This window comes from Bacillus sp. UNC437CL72CviS29 (assembly GCF_000482345.1).
Lineage (GTDB): Bacteria > Bacillota > Bacilli > Bacillales > Bacillaceae_G > Bacillus_A > Bacillus_A arachidis.
Map to the genome: position 1 here is coordinate 1 of NZ_AXVB01000039.1, position 13,353 is coordinate 13,353.

Genomic DNA, 13,353 nt, shown 5'->3' on the forward strand with positions numbered 1-13,353 from the left:
GCCGCCTTTCAATTTCGCGCCATGCAGCGCAAAATGTTATCCGGTATTAGCCCCGGTTTCCCGGAGTTATCCCAGTCTTATGGGCAGGTTACCCACGTGTTACTCACCCGTCCGCCGCTAACTTCATAAGAGCAAGCTCTTAATCCATTCGCTCGACTTGCATGTATTAGGCACGCCGCCAGCGTTCATCCTGAGCCAGGATCAAACTCTCCAATAAAGTTAGTTTGTCTAGCATCTAAAATAAAAATTGACGTTTCACGTTGTTTGTTTCGTTCAGTTTTCAAAGAACTCGTTTGCCGCTCATTTGCGACTTCCTTATGTTAACACTTTCATATTTCAATGTCAACTAAGTTTTTCAATTTCTTTTTTTCGCTTTCTGCGTTTCTCGCATCAGCGACGGTTATTAATTTACCATATATTAAATCATATCGTCAACACTTTTTAATAAAAAATTCTTTTTCTTACATAACGTGTGCACTCTTCCGCATTTGCTACTCTTCGAAACAAACAAAAAATAATTTTATATCTTTCTTCCATTGTTTTTTTTACGACATCATGTATTCTCTCGTCTGCAAAATCAAATAAAAGCTCATCTAGTTCCCTCTTCAATAAATATACTATTTCTTTCTGTTCTTCTTTTGTAATCATAATCCCAAACAAACTATCACCTCAACAATTACTCATAACCACTAAAATCGAAACTCATACTATATCGTCCATTATATCCATTTCCTATAATGTTAATCTTTCAGTTCTCTTTTCAATTTTTTAAGCATATAAGTAACTGAAAAGGATTGGACAAAGGGGCGGAGTATTATGTTTTTCTTTTTTATAACAAGTAAACGTAAATTTAAGCACATTAGTTTAATTATTGTACTATCCTTATTTACAGCATGGCTTCTCTTTTTAAAGACATATTCTCATCAGTCTGCTTTTTCAACTGCTACTGGTCCAAAAGTCATTTACAAAGGTGATACCGCCAAAAAACAGGTTGCGTTAACATTCGATATTAGTTGGGGAGATAAAAAGGCAATTCCTATTCTTGATACTTTAAAAGAAAGAAACATTAAAAATGCGACTTTCTTCCTCTCTGCAGCATGGGCAGAAAGACATCCCGATATCGTTGAACGAATTATACAGGATGGTCACGAAATTGGAAGTATGGGATATAACTATACCTCTTATACTTCTTTGGAAGCGAACGAGATACGAAGAGATCTTTTACGCTCACAAGGTGTTTTTGCAAAACTTGGAATAAAACAAATCAAGCTCTTGCGTCCTCCTAGCGGGGAATTTAATAAAACAGTTCTCAAAGTAGCAGATTCTCTTGGATATACTGTTGTACACTGGAGTAATAATTCAAACGACTGGAAAAATCCTGGTGTAAATAAAATTGTATCTACGGTTTCTAACAATTTACGAGGTGGAGATATCATTTTATTACATGCTTCGGATTCGGCACTTCAAACAAATAGATCTCTACCGCTGCTCCTGCAGAAATTAAAAAGTGATGGCTATGGGCAAGTATCTGTATCACAACTTATTTCTAACACAAATGCAAAAAGTAAAGACATAAAATAAAATCTCTATCTTCTACTTTCTTTCGTTTCCCTAAATTTCGAATCAGATTCTTATTGCTTACAAATAACGAAATAAACATCCCCCCTATCAAAAATGGTACAACACCTCACTCAAAAGATGTTGTACCATTTTTCACGCTTATCCTCTTAACTAGCTGACTTACTTCTTTGTCCTATTAAACGATGTAATATGAGTAACTGATATGCATTACACAGTAAAAGTGGGATAACCATTAAATATAACCAATCAGTATCATTAATACGAAGCGCCGGTACCCATTCAAGAATTGTTACGACGACCATAAAGAATAAAGCAGGTATAAATGCTTTTTTATTCGTCTCTTTACTCTTTATATAAGCTACAATCGCTCCGAATATAAATAATATTCCAGCTACCAGAATATTATTCCCTAACGAAACATCCCCATTTGCGACGAGTACTGATCTTAAGTACACAAAATCAAACAGTACAAATGCAATAAAAATGAGCTGAACTGCATTCCAAAGAGAAGATGATCGGAACATTCCTAGTCCAAAACGATGAACCGTTAAATACGCAAAAAACCCCATTTGACTAATTACACTAAAAATAAAACCTACACCAAGTAACCAAAAAGAAATCATTAAAATTTCTTTAACGTCAAAATTTTGAAAAAATTTTGCGTACTTGTCCCATCCTAGAATAAAACCAATCAGGATTGTACTGATTCCTCCAAGCAGCAACGTCGTTAAAAATAGTCGTACCCATTTTCGGCTATTCACAACCCATCCCCCATTATTGATATATTTCTACTTAAATTGTATCAATGACAATTTCAAAAAGCTAGCCATGAACATGTATAAATTCCTCTAAGATATTTATATTAAAAAAGAGAACTGTGTTGAAAGGAGCTCCAGCTAATGAAACGGATGCTGCTCGTTTTAGTTTCTTCCCTTCTTTTTACTGTACTTGTTGCATGTGCACAAGGAAAAGAAGCGAAATCTGAATTAGATTACGACCAAACCAAAAAAATGATTGTCGATATTTTAAAAACCGATCAAGGGAAGAAAGCAATTCAAGATGTATTAACAGATGAGAAAATGAAACAAGCACTTATATTAGATGAAACTGTGGTCAAAAAAACGATTGAAGATGCAATGGTATCCGAAAAAGGGCAGCAGCTTTGGGAAAAGCTATTTAAAGATCCTGAGTTTTCATCAAAATTTGCTAAAGGCATTGAAAAAGAACAAACAGCCTTAATGAAGACCCTATTAAAAGACCCAGAATACCAAGCAGGCGTTATAGAAATTATGAAAAACCCCGAAGTAGAGAAAATGATGCTACAAACAATGAAAAGCAAAGAATATCGTCAATATTTGCAACAAGTATTAACAGAAACTGCTGAAAGCCCACTCTTCCAAGCTAAGATGATTGACATCATTAGTAAAGGCATTGAAAAAGCCGAAAAAGGTGGAGGAGCCGAGAAAAAAGAAGGTGGTGGAGAAGGCGGAAAAGGCGGATCAAAAGAACAAAAATAAAACAAATCTCTACACATAATAATTTCCCCACCTCTATATTTGGCGGGGAAATTCTCTACTCGTAGAGGTTTATTTTTGTTTAACTGATGTTCTATCAATAACTTGCTCAGCTATCGTCCGATAGATGACACCTGTTTTATGTGTGTCCTCGTATACAGATGGTGCAAAATCTTCTTTATTCCAATCTGGTTGTTGAAGTGGAATTCGTCCTAATACATCTGTTTGTAATTCTGCGGCTAATTTATCTCCTCCGCCTTTTCCAAACACATACTCTTTCTCACCGGTTGCTTTACTTTCGAAGTAAGCCATATTTTCAACAACCCCAAGAATACTATGTTCCGTACGGAGCGCCATAGCACCTGCACGAGCTGCTACAAAGGCCGCTGTTGGATGAGGCGTTGTTACAATAATTTCTTTACAAGATGGTAGCATTGAATGAACATCTAAAGCTACATCCCCTGTACCTGGTGGCAAATCTAACACTAAATAGTCTAAGTCGCCCCATTCCACCTCTGTGAAAAAATGATTTAACATTTTACCAAGCATTGGTCCTCTCCAAATAACAGGAGCATTGTCTTCTACAAAGAAGCCCATCGAAATTACTTTTACCCCTAAACGCTCCACAGGAATAATTTTATCCCCTCTTACGATTGGACGTTTTTCGATTCCCATCATATCAGGCACACTAAAGCCATATATATCAGCGTCAATAATACCAACTTTCTTTCCTAAACGAGCTAATGAAATGGCCAAGTTTACAGAAACTGTGGATTTACCAACTCCACCTTTTCCACTTGCAATTGCTAAAAATGTCGTTTTAGAATGCGGTGATAATAAAGATTGGCTTTCTTGCTCTTCCACTGGCGGCGCAAACTGTGCCAATTCGTCCTCTGTAAATTCGGCAAAACGTAAGCCAACCGTTGCTGCTCCAAGCTCTTTCACAAGCTTCACAATAGTAGCCTGCAATTGCATTTGTTCAGCAGTTCCTGTTTTTACAATTGCAATTTTAACACTGACATGCTCTTTCTCAGGCTTTACAGTTACCTCTTTAATTGCATTTGTTTCTTTTAACGTTTTATGTAGAAATGGATCCGCAATCCCTTCAAGCGCCTCCACTACCTGCTCTTTCGTTACCATAATCAGCCCAGCCCCCTGTATGAAAAAATAAAGTAATGTTACATAAATTGGGTTTGTTTATTTTCATTTTCAAAATAAATGCGTTTACATTTCCAGTATAACATATTTTCCGAAAACTTCGTTAACAAGAGCGATTCAAAAAATCCTCCTTATTCAGGAGGATTTCCTTTTTCCGTAAAATAACGTAGTATTCCACGGTATATTGCAGCTGCCACTTTTTGCTGATATTTCTCCGAATTCAACATATATCTTTCATTCACATTTGATAAAAATCCAGCCTCAATTAAAGCTCCCGGTGTTTTCGCATACTTAAGCAAATAAACATGAGAAATTGTTTTAGCTGAACGGTTTGTATTTTCTAGACTCGTTCTTAATTCAGCCTGTATAAACTTCGCTGCTCGTTCATTTTCAATTAAAGAGCGATAGTAAAACGTTTGTGCACCTTTTGACCCGCTACTCGGCAAAGCATTTAAATGAACGCTCGCAAAAAAGTCAACATCGGGCTTATTAATAATTTCTACACGTTTTTTGAGATCCTCTGCTTTGCGCCTACTATATGACTTTGTATCTTTATCAGCTAAATCATAATCTCCCTCTCGCGTTAAAATAACTAATGCACCTTGTTCTTGTAAATAATCTTGTACCATTTTTGTAATTTCAAGCGTAATGTCTTTTTCTACAATATCTTTTCCACCAACCGCCCCTCCATCTGGTCCACCATGCCCGGCATCCAATACAATTACTTTCCCAGATAGGGGTAAGTTCCAAGCTCGCCATGATTTTGTAATTTGAAATTCTTGTTTCACCAAGAAAAACAGTACAACTGCAGCAAGCATAAAAGAGATAATTCGAATTCTCTTCATACCTTTCCTCCTCCAGCTAGTCCCTCTAATTACTTATATGGGACAAGAGGAAAATTTATGCTTCTCTTCTTAATGCAGCTTTAAACGATATCTTCTTTCACCCTTTTCGTAGCCTTCACGCCACCATGAACTAATAAATTGTTCACAGGATTCATACAGCGAATCCTCAGCGTTCGATTCTATCTCCCGCATGGTCATGCTTGTTAAAAATTGAAACAACATTTCCGTTAATTGCTGCTCTTCTTCTAAAGCTCTATATTTCACATCAAAAAAAGATTCACCATAATAGCCAAATTTACTATATCTCGCTCCTAATAAATACGATTCAATTCCAAGTTCAATACAATAATCCTCATACTGCCTGTGCAACTCTTTCATATCGAAGGCATCACGAATATTGGACCTTAGCGTTTTTAATGATAATTCACGAAGCATCTTCCGTTCATATTTCAACTGCTTTTCTTTTTGTTTTTCTTGTAAGCTAACAATGACATTCATAGTACTTATAAACCTCCCTAATACGTATTAGTCTAAACTTCTAAAGATGAAGCATACGTAGGAAGGTAGCACTAAAATATTCCAAGATATAATACATTAAAAAACCGGTATAAAACCTTTCCTTTCAAGTGAGAGAGCGCGTCCAGCTATGCATAGAAGCGATCAGATCCTCCCTCTGCCCCATGACGAATTAAAACAAAGCGAAAAAACAAGTGCAAGTTATCTTTTGTTCTTCGTAGCAGCGCCTTATATGTTGAAAACTCAAAATGGATTGATATAGCTCCATTAAACATAATAAAAAACCCCAGCCAAAAAGCAGTCTGGTCTATGCTAATGATTTTCCCCCATATCCCCCTCCTTTAACTACTCTTAACTCCTTAATTAATGTCCATCTACTTATTGGACAAACACATATTTTCTTATCTCTTACACGTTTCTAGAATATTTGCCGTTTCAGCTTGATTGCAGAATGAATAAAGTAAATTAGCGATTTTAAATTGCAAAAAATATGAAAGGAATGTTCTGTAATTGGGAAATATTAAATCAAATTCTATTATGGGAAGTAAAGTATGCCTCCCCACACCAGGTGTACAATCTTTTTTACCACGGCAGAAAACACCGCCTTTTCCAAAAAAGGTTATACAGAATGATGATGTCACAGCTCCAAGTATCATAAAACAGTTTAAAGGAGTAGATTATAACGGGTGGTTTCCGCCGGATACAATGGGCGCAGTTGGTCTTAATCATGTTGTAAATGTTGTAAATGGAGGAATATCGATCAATCAAAAGGAGGATGGTGCTGTTCTTACCACTACCACTTTAGATGATTTTTGGACCCCAACTGGAGTTATTACAGAAGGTACTTTTGCTTTTGACCCAAAAATCCTTTATGACAATTTATCCAATCGGTTCTTCATCATTTCGCTCGCGGGGGAAAGCTCTCCTAATTCCTGGCTGCTCGTGGGCGTGTCGAATCCTGAAGACCCATTTAACTGGGTATTCCGAGCAATTGATGCAGATATATTTAATAATATGCAGTTAGATACTTGGGCTGACTATCCAAGTTTAGGACTGGACAATACTCATGTCTACGTAACTGCCAACATGTTCAACAATGAGGGAAGTTATCAGGCAACTAAAATCTGGGTGTTCGAGAAGAGTCAGCTGTACTCGATGGATAGCATGACCTGGTATGAGTTCTATGAACCGCCTGGTGCATTTTTTACAACACAGCCTACTCAAGTGTTTGATCCAAATGTTTCAGTTCAGTACTTGATCTCACTAGCCAGTCTGGACAGTTTGCAGCTAAACCAAATATCATTTTCTAACGGGATACCTTTTTGGACACAACTTCAACAAATTAATATCGCTTCACTTAGCGGCTCTGTCATACCAGGTGCTCTTCAAAAGGACTCCCCTCAATTGATTGACACAGGAGATACTCGCCTTTTGCAAGCTATTTATCGTAATGAAACAATTTGGACAACCCATACTGTACCTAGCCAAGACGGAAGCAGAGCAGAGGTTTCCTGGTATCAAATTGATCCGGAGATAAGCACCCCAATTCAACAAGGGCGAGTTCAACACAGCACACACTCCTATTATTATCCTTCTCTCGCCGTCAACTCCTCCAACCATATGGTAATCGGTTTTAGCGGATCATCCACAGACCTATTTGCAAGTGCCTTCTTCACAGGAAGACGTGCAAGCGATGCACCTGGCACAACAGAACAAGTTACCTTACTTCAAGCTGGACAAGCTACCTACTTTTTAACGGATGGCATGGGACGGAACCGATGGGGAGATTACAGCGCAACATGCGTTGATCCTTCCAATGATCAGGAATTTTGGACAGTTCAAGAATATGTGGTTAGTCAAGACTTTTGGGGAACATGGTGGGGAGTCGTTAAGTTCCTTGAGTAGGAAGCAAAGGTCTACCGTTAAATTTTTCTCTAAAAAGCTGGCGCAAGTATAAAGGAGGTACAAGAGCGATTGGGTCGCTCTGATATACAAATGACGTTGAACATCTATACACATGTAACAGATACCCTAAAAGAGACCACAAAAATCCCAAAAATAATTGAACTATGATTTGTCGTGATCAGGAGTGACCCAAAAATATTTTCATGATCAAAACCCCTTTTTCCACATAAAAAAAGACCCCCAAGCAAAAAGCTTGAGAGCCTTTGAAACGTCGATAATTAACGTTTTGAGAACTGAGGTGCACGACGTGCGCCTTTAAGACCGTATTTTTTACGCTCTTTCATACGTGCGTCACGAGTTAATAGACCTGCACGTTTTAATGTTAGACGGTATTCTGGATCAGCTTTTAATAAAGCGCGAGAAATACCGTGACGAATAGCACCAGCTTGACCAGTGTATCCACCACCATTTACGTTTACAAGTACATCGTAGTTACCTAAAGTTTCTGTTGCAACTAGAGGTTGTTTCACTACTTCACGTAATGCAGCAAATGGGATATAGTTTTCAAAATCACGACCGTTAATGATAACGCGTCCTTCGCCTGGAACTAGGCGTACGCGCGCTACTGAACTCTTACGACGTCCAGTACCATAGTATTGTACCTGTGCCAAAGTAAGCCCTCCTTTAATTAATTATCCGCGAAGTTCGTAAACTTCTGGTTTTTGTGCTTGGTGTGGATGCTCTGCTCCAGCATACACATTTAATTTTTTAGACACTTGACGTCCTAAACGTCCTTTTGGAAGCATGCCTTTAATTGCAAGCTCTAACATTTGTACAGGGTAGTTTGTACGCATTTCTAGAGCTGTTCTTTGTTTAAGACCACCTGGGTGGTTAGTGTGACGGTAGTAAATTTTATCGTTTAATTTATTACCTGTTAAATGAATTTTCTCAGCGTTAATAATAATTACATGATCACCCGTGTCAACGTGTGGTGTAAATGTTGGTTTGTTTTTACCACGTAAAATGGATGCTACTTCACTAGCAAGGCGACCTAAAGTTTGACCTTCAGCGTCAACCACATACCATTTACGCTCAACTTCGTTAGCTTTTGCCATAAAAGTCGTACGCATGTGTTTCCCTCCTCGTTATCTTTTCCATAGAAAAAATCTATTGTTTATCTTAAACACGATTTCCTTCCGGGGCTAATCGTGGTTTTAGAAACAATACCATATGTTATGATATCCTTTTGAGTTTCTAATGTCAAGCAAATGTTACACCAGGATTAGTTGTTATAGTTTACCTGCCATAAATAAAGTCCATGCCCTGGCACCATCTTCCCAGCAAAACGACGATCTTGTTTTTTTAAAATCTCTGGAATGCTGTCAGGATCAAGCTTTCCTTGTCCTACGCTAAGTAGCGTACCAACAATAATTCGCACCATATTATATAAAAATCCATTGCCTACAAAACGAAAAATTAATTCATCATCTTGTTCAATTAAATCTATTTCATAAATTGTTCGCACTTTATCTTTTTTGTCAGTTTTTGCCGAACAAAATGAAGTAAAATCATGCGTTCCAATAAAATAAGGAATTGCCTTCTGAATAAATTCTATCTCTAATGGATATGGATACTGATATACATAATTTCTACGGAATACATCAGCTGTTTTAGATAATAATACCCGGTAACGATATTCTTTTCTTTCCACACCATATCGTGCGTGAAAATTTTCTGTTTTTTTCTCTACCTGCAGGACCACAATATCATCTGGCAACATCGTATTTAAAGCATTGATCCATTGCCATTCTTCAAGGGATAATAATGTATCAAAATGAATCACTTGTCCTCTTGCATGAACAGTAGAATCTGTCCGCCCTGATGCTTGAACACGAACAAGCTCTCCTTTATGCAATTTTTGCAGAGCTTTCTCTATTTCTTGTTGAACAGTACGATGCTGCGGTTGAATTTGATAACCGCAAAAATTGATGCCATCATATGCAACTGTACATTTTATTCTTTCCATTTCTCTATTCTCCATTACGATCGCACCCATGCTAGAATACATACTAAACAAAGTAAACTTACTATCGTTAACGTATCGCTTGTTTTCCAACGTAGCTGCCTAAATTTAGAACGTCCCTCACCACTTTGATACCCACGCGCTTCCATTGCAATCGCTAAGTCCTCAGCACGCTTAAAAGCACTAATAAAAAGCGGTACAAGCAAAGAAATAACCGCCTTTAATCGATCCTTTATCGGCCCACCAGAAAAATCAATACCACGGGATGCTTGTGCTTTCATAATTTTACTCGTTTCATCCATTAATGTTGGAATAAAACGAAGAGAAATAGACATCATCAATGCGATTTCATGAACAGGAACCTTTATACGCTTTAATGGCTTTAATAACGTCTCCATACCATCAGTAATTTCAATCGGTGTTGTCGTTAACGTCAATAAGGTCGTCATTAAAATAATGACGAAAAAGCGTATGGAAATGTATATCCCTTGTTCCAATCCTTTTTCATGTACCGAAAACCAACCAAGCTGAAGCAGTACATCCCCTTCTTTATTTGTAAAAATATGCAGAAAAAATGTAAAAAGAAAAATCCATAAGATTGGTTTTAAGCCCGAAAGTACATAACGAATCGGCACTTTTGCAAAAAATAAAGCAATGAGTGCATATAAAAATAAAAATCCATATGAAATCGCATTATTTGCTAAAAAGACAACAAATACATATAAAAAGACAATCAACAGCTTCGTACGTGGATCAAGTTGATGAATGAGCGACCTGCCTGGAATATATCTCCCAATAATCAACTGCTGCATGATTCATGACCACCTTTTCGTAACACCTGTACAACTTCATGAGTAAGATCCTCTAAAGATAAGGTAGCCTTTGGAATCGTAATACCAAATTTCTCTTCAATTGCACGTTTATACTTTAAAGACATTGGAAGATCCACACCGATTTGTTCTAATTCATCAGCATGTGAAAATACTTCCTCTGCTGTTCCTTGCAAAAAGACCGTTCCTTTATGCATAACTACAATTTGCTCTGCATACTTAGCGGCATCCTCCATATTATGGGTAACAAGGATTACTGTGAGCCCTTGCTCTTTATGAAGCTTATAAAACATTTCCATCAACTCTTGCTGTCCTTTTGGATCAAGTCCTGCTGTCGGTTCATCTAATACAAGAACTTCCGGTTCCATAGCAAGTACACCTGCTATCGCAACACGTCTCATTTGTCCACCACTTAACTCAAACGGAGAACGAGTTAATAATTCTGGATTCAATCCAACAAGCTCGATCGCATCTCTCGCTCTTTGCTTCGCCTTCTCTTCAGATACACCAAAATTTGAGGGCCCAAAACAAATATCCTTCTCAACTGTTTCTTCAAATAACTGATGCTCTGGAAATTGAAAGACAACCCCTACTTTTTTTCGTAGTGGTTTTAATTTCTTCTCTTTTTTTTGCGAGGAAATTAAATGCTCTCCAATTTGGACTGTGCCACTTGTCGGCTGCAATAAACCATTTAAATGTTGAATCATCGTTGATTTGCCCGAACCAGTATGACCGATAATGGCATAATACCCCCCACTTGGAAACGACACGTTTACATCATAAAGCGCGCGTCTTTCAAATGGAGTTTTATATTGATAACGATGCTCTACTGTTTGGAATGTAATCTCCAAAGTTCGTTCACCAAGCTTTCCATTGTAAGATGCGTATTTTGCAGTGGAATTTTATTTCTTTTTAATAATTCTGCTATTTTTACTGAGAATGGTACATCTAGCCCGATTTCTCTAAGCATACGAGAGGATTTAAAGATTTGCTCTGGTGTACCTTCCTCTAATATTTCTCCCTGATTCAAAATGATAATACGGTCTGACTGTGCAGCCTCTTCCAAATCATGGGTAATTGATAGCACGGTAATACCTTTTTCATCAACAAGCTTCCTAACCGTTTCAATTACTTCACGCCGTCCTTGAGGATCTAACATTGATGTCGCTTCATCCAATATTAAAATGGACGGTTGTAATGCTAGCACACCTGCAATCGCCACACGCTGCTTTTGCCCACCGGATAATGAATGAGGTTCTTCGTTCAGAAACTCTTCCATTCGGACCATTTCTAGCGCTTGATTCATCCGTTCTACCATTTGCTCTCGAGGCATTCCGATATTCTCAAGACCAAATACAACATCATCTTGCACTGTTGTTCCAACAAATTGATTGTCTGGATTTTGAAATACCATACCAATTTGTTTTCGAATATCCCATACCGTTTCTTCGGATAAAATCATTGTATCATTTACAACAATCGTTCCTGATTCCGGCAAAAATAATCCATTTAATAATTTTGCAAGTGTAGACTTTCCTGAACCATTTTGTCCAATTACAGAAACCCATTCTCCCTCATATAAAGAGAATGATACGTCTTTTAATGCATAAAAAGTTGCCCCGGGATATTGAAATGATATATTTTGCGTGCGAAGTTTCTCTTTTTTCAATGCAAGGCACCCTCTCTCATTACTTTACCAAGTTAGCCCATTTTCTATATTTAAAAAAAAAGGGCCATGACCAGTTACTTGAAAAGAACTGTCCTGCCCTTTTAATCATCATTATACTAACTCGATAATTACCATTGGTGCTGCGTCTCCGCGACGTGGACCAATTTTTGCAATACGAGTGTATCCGCCTTGACGCTCAGCATAGCGTGGAGCTACATCAGCGAATAATTTTTGAAGTGCATCTTGACCAATCTCAGCATTAGCAACTTCATTGCGGATGAAAGATGCAGCTTGACGGCGAGCATGAAGATCTCCGCGTTTACCTAAAGTGATCATTTTTTCCACTACAGAACGAAGTTCTTTTGCACGAGTTTCTGTCGTTTGGATGCGCTCGTTGATAATTAAATCAGTAGCTAAGTCACGTAACATAGCTTTACGTTGCGCACTTGTACGGCCTAATTTTCTGTATGCCATTCGTAGTTCCCTCCTTTGTTGATGAGTTTAAATCCTCAGTCGTCTTTACGTAAGCCTAAACCTAATTCCTCAAGCTTATGCTTAACTTCTTCTAAGGATTTACGTCCTAAGTTACGAACTTTCATCATATCTTCTTCTGTTTTGTTCGCAAGCTCTTGTACAGTATTAATTCCTGCACGTTTTAAGCAATTATAAGAACGAACAGAAAGATCAAGTTCTTCAATAGTCATCTCTAGAACTTTTTCTTTTTGATCTTCTTCCTTCTCGACCATAATCTCAGCATTTTGCGCTTCATCAGTTAAACCAACGAAGATGTTTAAATGCTCAGTTAAGATTTTGGCACCTAAAGAGATAGCTTCTTTTGGCCCGATGCTTCCATCCGTCCATACATCAAGCGTAAGCTTATCATAATTTGCCACTTGTCCGACACGTGTCTTTTCCACTTGGTAAGTCACACGTGATACTGGAGTATAAATAGAATCAATAGGAATAACTCCTATTGGTTGATCTTCGCTTTTATTTGCATCAGCTGGCGTATACCCACGGCCACGCTTTGCAGTTAAACGCACGCGGAAATGCGCATCCTTTGCTAACGTCGCAATGTATAAATCTGGATTTAAGATTTCAACATCACTATCGTGAGTAATATCAGCAGCTGTGACAATACCTTCGCCCTGTACATCGATTTCCAACGTCTTCTCTTCTTCAGAGTAGATTTTAAGAGCTAACTTTTTCAAGTTTAAGATGATCGTTGTAACGTCTTCTACTACGCCCTCAACTGTTGAAAATTCGTGTAATACGCCATCAATTTGGATAGCAGTTACAGCGGCACCAGGGA

17 protein-coding genes, 1 rRNA gene and 1 pseudogene are annotated in these 13,353 nt (G+C 37.8%); 4 read left to right on the forward strand and 15 right to left on the reverse strand.

What is annotated here, in order from left to right:
- Positions 1 to 217 (reverse strand): 16S ribosomal RNA (locus M014_RS0120675); the annotation flags it as partial.
- Positions 218 to 441: 224 nt separating this feature from the next.
- Positions 442 to 660: a hypothetical protein gene (locus M014_RS0120680; RefSeq protein ID WP_026593391.1), complete on the reverse strand. Its 219-nt coding sequence runs from the start codon at positions 658 to 660 to the stop codon at positions 442 to 444.
- 156 nt (positions 661 to 816) lie between these two features.
- Between M014_RS0120680 and pdaB the strand changes: the two genes are divergently transcribed.
- A complete protein-coding gene (pdaB, locus tag M014_RS0120685; RefSeq protein WP_026593392.1) occupies positions 817 to 1,581 on the forward strand; it encodes a polysaccharide deacetylase family sporulation protein PdaB in 765 nt (254 codons plus the stop codon).
- A 146-nt stretch (positions 1,582 to 1,727) separates the two neighbouring features.
- Here pdaB and M014_RS0120690 read toward each other — a convergent pair whose 3' ends face one another.
- Positions 1,728 to 2,342 carry a KinB-signaling pathway activation protein gene (locus tag M014_RS0120690; RefSeq protein ID WP_026593393.1) on the reverse strand — a complete coding sequence of 205 codons (615 nt, stop codon included), beginning with the start codon at positions 2,340 to 2,342 and terminating at the stop codon, positions 1,728 to 1,730.
- Between the two features lie 138 nt (positions 2,343 to 2,480).
- Here M014_RS0120690 and gerD point away from each other — a divergent pair, with 138 nt between their 5' ends.
- A complete protein-coding gene (gerD, locus tag M014_RS0120695; RefSeq protein ID WP_026593394.1) occupies positions 2,481 to 3,098 on the forward strand; it encodes a spore germination lipoprotein GerD in 618 nt (205 codons plus the stop codon).
- 69 nt (positions 3,099 to 3,167) lie between these two features.
- Here the strand turns inward: gerD and M014_RS0120700 are convergent, their stop codons facing one another.
- The 4 genes from M014_RS0120700 to M014_RS29390 all read right to left on the reverse strand — a co-directional run bounded on the left by M014_RS0120700 (position 3,168) and on the right by M014_RS29390 (position 5,889).
- Complete coding sequence (locus tag M014_RS0120700; protein WP_026593395.1) at positions 3,168 to 4,235, reverse strand: Mrp/NBP35 family ATP-binding protein; 1,068 nt, start codon at positions 4,233 to 4,235, stop codon at positions 3,168 to 3,170.
- 149 nt (positions 4,236 to 4,384) lie between these two features.
- Positions 4,385 to 5,098: an N-acetylmuramoyl-L-alanine amidase CwlD gene (gene cwlD / locus M014_RS0120705; RefSeq protein WP_026593396.1), complete on the reverse strand. Its 714-nt coding sequence runs from the start codon at positions 5,096 to 5,098 to the stop codon at positions 4,385 to 4,387.
- A gap of 69 nt (positions 5,099 to 5,167) precedes the next feature.
- A complete protein-coding gene (locus tag M014_RS0120710; RefSeq protein ID WP_026593397.1) occupies positions 5,168 to 5,596 on the reverse strand; it encodes a DUF2521 family protein in 429 nt (142 codons plus the stop codon).
- A gap of 146 nt (positions 5,597 to 5,742) precedes the next feature.
- Positions 5,743 to 5,889 carry a hypothetical protein gene (locus tag M014_RS29390; protein ID WP_155924359.1) on the reverse strand — a complete coding sequence of 49 codons (147 nt, stop codon included), beginning with the start codon at positions 5,887 to 5,889 and terminating at the stop codon, positions 5,743 to 5,745.
- Positions 5,890 to 6,124: 235 nt separating this feature from the next.
- On the opposite strand from M014_RS29390, the gene M014_RS0120720 reads away from it, so the two are divergent.
- Positions 6,125 to 7,519 (forward strand): hypothetical protein, encoded by a 1,395-nt coding sequence (locus tag M014_RS0120720; protein WP_026593398.1) that lies wholly within the window; start codon positions 6,125 to 6,127, stop codon positions 7,517 to 7,519.
- Between the two features lie 33 nt (positions 7,520 to 7,552).
- Positions 7,553 to 7,687 (forward strand): annotated as a pseudogene (locus M014_RS30255) (site-specific integrase); the annotation flags it as partial.
- Between the two features lie 110 nt (positions 7,688 to 7,797).
- On the opposite strand, the gene rpsI reads toward M014_RS30255, so the two are convergent.
- The 8 genes from rpsI to M014_RS0120760 form a co-directional block, all read right to left on the reverse strand.
- The gene (gene rpsI, locus M014_RS0120725) at positions 7,798 to 8,190 is read right to left on the reverse strand and encodes a 30S ribosomal protein S9 (RefSeq protein WP_000079986.1); all 393 of its coding nucleotides are present in this window, start codon (positions 8,188 to 8,190) and stop codon (positions 7,798 to 7,800) included.
- Positions 8,191 to 8,211: 21 nt separating this feature from the next.
- Positions 8,212 to 8,649 carry a 50S ribosomal protein L13 gene (gene rplM / locus M014_RS0120730; RefSeq protein ID WP_001260793.1) on the reverse strand — a complete coding sequence of 146 codons (438 nt, stop codon included), beginning with the start codon at positions 8,647 to 8,649 and terminating at the stop codon, positions 8,212 to 8,214.
- A 152-nt stretch (positions 8,650 to 8,801) separates the two neighbouring features.
- Positions 8,802 to 9,545 carry a tRNA pseudouridine(38-40) synthase TruA gene (gene truA, locus M014_RS0120735; RefSeq protein WP_026593399.1) on the reverse strand — a complete coding sequence of 248 codons (744 nt, stop codon included), beginning with the start codon at positions 9,543 to 9,545 and terminating at the stop codon, positions 8,802 to 8,804.
- 14 nt (positions 9,546 to 9,559) lie between these two features.
- Positions 9,560 to 10,354, reverse strand: a complete 795-nt coding sequence (locus tag M014_RS0120740) for an energy-coupling factor transporter transmembrane component T family protein (protein ID WP_026593400.1) — start codon at positions 10,352 to 10,354, stop codon at positions 9,560 to 9,562.
- Positions 10,342 to 11,223 (reverse strand): energy-coupling factor ABC transporter ATP-binding protein, encoded by an 882-nt coding sequence (locus M014_RS0120745; RefSeq protein WP_026593401.1) that lies wholly within the window; start codon positions 11,221 to 11,223, stop codon positions 10,342 to 10,344. Before M014_RS0120745 ends, M014_RS0120740 begins: the two co-directional genes overlap by 13 nt.
- Complete coding sequence (locus M014_RS0120750; protein WP_026593402.1) at positions 11,199 to 12,041, reverse strand: energy-coupling factor ABC transporter ATP-binding protein; 843 nt, start codon at positions 12,039 to 12,041, stop codon at positions 11,199 to 11,201. The genes M014_RS0120745 and M014_RS0120750 overlap by 25 nt, the downstream gene beginning before the upstream one ends.
- A gap of 111 nt (positions 12,042 to 12,152) precedes the next feature.
- Positions 12,153 to 12,515, reverse strand: coding sequence for a 50S ribosomal protein L17 (rplQ, locus tag M014_RS0120755; protein ID WP_026593403.1), 363 nt, complete (start codon positions 12,513 to 12,515; stop codon positions 12,153 to 12,155).
- Between the two features lie 35 nt (positions 12,516 to 12,550).
- Positions 12,551 to 13,353: DNA-directed RNA polymerase subunit alpha (locus M014_RS0120760; protein ID WP_026593404.1), on the reverse strand; the 803-nt coding region annotated here is incomplete at its 5' end.

Excerpts from the sequence above, each read along its gene's own strand:
- M014_RS0120700 (WP_026593395.1), bottom strand. The coding sequence starts at position 4,235 with ATGGTAACGAAAGAGCAGGTAGTGGAGGCGCTTGAAGGGATTGCGGAT.
- M014_RS29390 (WP_155924359.1), bottom strand. The coding sequence starts at position 5,889 with ATGTTTAATGGAGCTATATCAATCCATTTTGAGTTTTCAACATATAAG.
- cwlD (WP_026593396.1), bottom strand. The coding sequence starts at position 5,098 with ATGAAGAGAATTCGAATTATCTCTTTTATGCTTGCTGCAGTTGTACTG.
- rplM (WP_001260793.1), bottom strand. The coding sequence starts at position 8,649 with ATGCGTACGACTTTTATGGCAAAAGCTAACGAAGTTGAGCGTAAATGG.
- gerD (WP_026593394.1), top strand. The coding sequence starts at position 2,481 with ATGAAACGGATGCTGCTCGTTTTAGTTTCTTCCCTTCTTTTTACTGTA.
- pdaB (WP_026593392.1), top strand. The coding sequence starts at position 817 with ATGTTTTTCTTTTTTATAACAAGTAAACGTAAATTTAAGCACATTAGT.
- M014_RS0120710 (WP_026593397.1), bottom strand. The coding sequence starts at position 5,596 with ATGAATGTCATTGTTAGCTTACAAGAAAAACAAAAAGAAAAGCAGTTG.
- rplQ (WP_026593403.1), bottom strand. The coding sequence starts at position 12,515 with ATGGCATACAGAAAATTAGGCCGTACAAGTGCGCAACGTAAAGCTATG.
- truA (WP_026593399.1), bottom strand. The coding sequence starts at position 9,545 with ATGGAAAGAATAAAATGTACAGTTGCATATGATGGCATCAATTTTTGC.
- M014_RS0120740 (WP_026593400.1), bottom strand. The coding sequence starts at position 10,354 with ATGCAGCAGTTGATTATTGGGAGATATATTCCAGGCAGGTCGCTCATT.